The sequence below is a fragment of the Salinactinospora qingdaonensis genome, from assembly GCF_039539445.1.
Taxonomy (GTDB): Bacteria; Actinomycetota; Actinomycetes; order Streptosporangiales; family Streptosporangiaceae; genus Salinactinospora; species Salinactinospora qingdaonensis.
Genome location: NZ_BAABDD010000062.1, coordinates 1 through 2,783, shown reverse-complemented (window position 1 = coordinate 2,783; position 2,783 = coordinate 1). Strand labels below are relative to the sequence as shown.

Here is a 2,783-nt window from a genome sequence, read left to right as displayed (position 1 = left end):
CATCTGGAGGTGGGGGTGGGCAACGGCTACTTCCCCCACCGCCTGCCCCGCTGGAGCCCGGTGCGTACGGTGCATTTGTTGGATGTCAACCCCGCCTGCCTGGCCATCGCCGCCCACGCGTTGGGCCGCCGGTTCAGGCTGCACACCCACCACCAGAATGCGCTGGCCCCCTGGTCGGGGCTGGCCGATGACAGTGTGGACTCGGCCAGCGCGGTCATGACCCTGCACGCCATCAAACGCACAAGCCTGGCCGACCTCGACCCGCTGTTCGCCGAGGCCCACCGGGTCCTCACCCCCGGCGGGTGTTTTCTGGGCGCCAGCATCGTGCCCAGTGGCACCAACGTGCACATGGGGCGTCGCGCCCGCCGGCTGATCGAGCGCTACAACGCCGCCGGGGTGTTCTTCAACGCCCACGACTCCAGCGACGACCTCCACCACCTGCTGCGGGAGCACTTCACCCAGGTACGGCTGCGCACCTTCGGCTGCGTGGCCCTCTGGGAGGCACGAGTCTGATGAGTCTGCCCGCTTCCACCCCCGCCCTGGTCGGCATCGGCTGCCGCCTGCCCGGCAACGTGCACGGCCCGGCCCGGTTCTGGAACTTCCTGCTGGAAGACCGCGAGGCGGTCGCCCCGATCCCGGCACACCGCTGGCAGGCGATGCGCGACCTGTTGGCGGTTGAGGATCGGCCCGAGCAGCCCTGGCACGCCGGCGCGCTAGACGACGTCGAGGGCTTCGACCACGCCTTCTTCGCCATCTCGGCCGAAGAGGCCGCCGTCATGGACCCCCAACAACGCCTGCTACTCGAAGTCGTCGTCGAAGCGCTTTACGACGCCGGCTGGTCGCTGGAATCGATCGCCGGGCGCCGCATCGGCATATATGTGGGCGCTGCCGCGCCCGACCACGCCACCCTGGCCTTCGCACCCGGGCAGCAGCCCGGCATGTTGGCCGCGGGCGGGATCGGGGCAAGCATGCTCAGCGCCCGCCTCGCCCACGCGCTCGACCTGCACGGCCCCGCCCTCACCGTCGACACCGCCTGTTCCAGTGCGTTGACCGCACTGCACCAGGCCCGCCACGCCCTGGCAATCGGCGAGATCGAGGCCGCGATCGTGGCCGGAGTCAACCTCCTGGCCAATCCGGTGATCACCCGCGCCTTCCACGACGGCGGCGTCCTCTCTACCCAGGGACGGTGCGCCCCCTTCGACGCCGCCGCCGATGGTTATGTGCGCAGCGAAGCCGTGGCCGCCCTCATCCTCACCCCCTGGGGCGCAACCACTCCGGGGCGGGATCGGGTGCATGCGCTGCTGCGCGGCAGCCACCTCAACACCGACGGCCGTTCTCGGGGCGGCCTGTTCGCCCCCAACCCCCAAGCCCAAGCCGCCCTGCTGCGCGAGACCTACGCCGCAGCCGGCATCGACCCGGGGCGGGTGGACTATGTGGAGGCCCACGGCACCGGCACCCGCGCCGGCGACCGCGTGGAAGCCACCGCCCTGGCCGACGCCTTCGCCCGCACGCCCGACCATCCGCTGTGGATCGGCTCGGTCAAATCCAACCTGGGCCACACCGAAGCCGCCGCCGGCCTCATCGGAACCATCAAAACCGCACTGAGTATTCACCACGGCCACATCCCCGCCACCATAGGCCACACCCAACCGCGCCCGGCAATCGCCGACCTGCCACTACAGGTCATCACCGACACCCGCCCCTGGCCCCACCACCGCCGCCGCATCGCCGGAGTATCCAGCTTCGGCTACGGCGGCACCAACGCCCACGCCATCCTCACCAGCCCACCCCACCGCCCCTCCCCCCGAGGAAGCCGCGCCGAGACAAACACCGGGACGCAACAACCGGTGGTGCTGCCGCTGGCCGCCACCACCGCCCCCGGGCTGGCTGCCACCGCCCGCACCTGGGCCGACCACCTCGACGAGCCCACCGACCTGGCCGCCACGGCCGCGTTGGCCACCCACGGCCGCGACCACCCTGCCCACCGGGCCGCCGTCATCGCCGACACGCCCCCGAGCGCGCGGGAGGCGCTGGCCGCCCTAGCCGCCGGGCGGCCCCACCCCCACCTGATCGGCCCCCACCACGCCCACCCTGAGCGGCCGGTGGTGTTCGTCTTTCCCGGCCAAGCCGCCACACCGGCCCTGGGCGCCGTGCTGGCCCACCGCTTCCCCGCCTTCGCCGCCACCGTGGAACAGGTGCAGGCCGCCCTGGCCCACTACGAGGGCCACGTGCCCTGGACCCCCGGCCAGGAACCTCAGGGCGTGGCGCAGGTGCAACAGGCCACCTTCACCGTCCAGGTCGCCTTGGCCCAGCTGTGGCGCTCGCGCGGGGTGGTGCCCGAGGCGGTGGTGGGCCACTCGCTGGGCGAGGTCGCCGCCGCCCACACCACCGGCGCCCTCACCCTGAACGACGCGGCGCGCCTGGTGTGTGCCCGCAGCCGCGTGCTCGCCCACACCACCCCCCACGGCGGATTGCTGGCCACCACCCTGGACAGCGCCGAGGCCGAACGCCTCACCTCCCGCACCGAGGGCCGGGTGACGGTGGCTGCCGACAACGGGCCCGGCCACACCATCCTCACCGGGTCGCACGAAGCGCTGGCCGCCCTGCGCACCGAGTTGGAGGCCCGCGGGGTGCTGGCCCGGCCGATCCCCCACAGCCCACCCGCCCACAGCCCGCTGCTCGATGAGTACCTCTCCGGGCTTGCCGCTGCCCTGACCGGCCTGCGGCCCCAAGAAGGCAACGTGGCGATGGTCTCCACCGTCACCACCACCCCCACCACCGGA

Annotated in this window: 2 protein-coding genes; both read left to right on the top strand. The window is 72.7% G+C overall.

Annotated elements, in window-relative coordinates:
* A partial coding sequence (locus ABD848_RS24750; RefSeq protein WP_344977584.1) for a class I SAM-dependent methyltransferase occupies positions 1–513 on the top strand: 513 nt, incomplete at its 5' end.
* The coding region (locus tag ABD848_RS24745) for a type I polyketide synthase (protein ID WP_344977581.1) at positions 513–2,783 on the top strand (2,271 nt) is incomplete at its 3' end. The genes ABD848_RS24750 and ABD848_RS24745, both read left to right, overlap by 1 nt.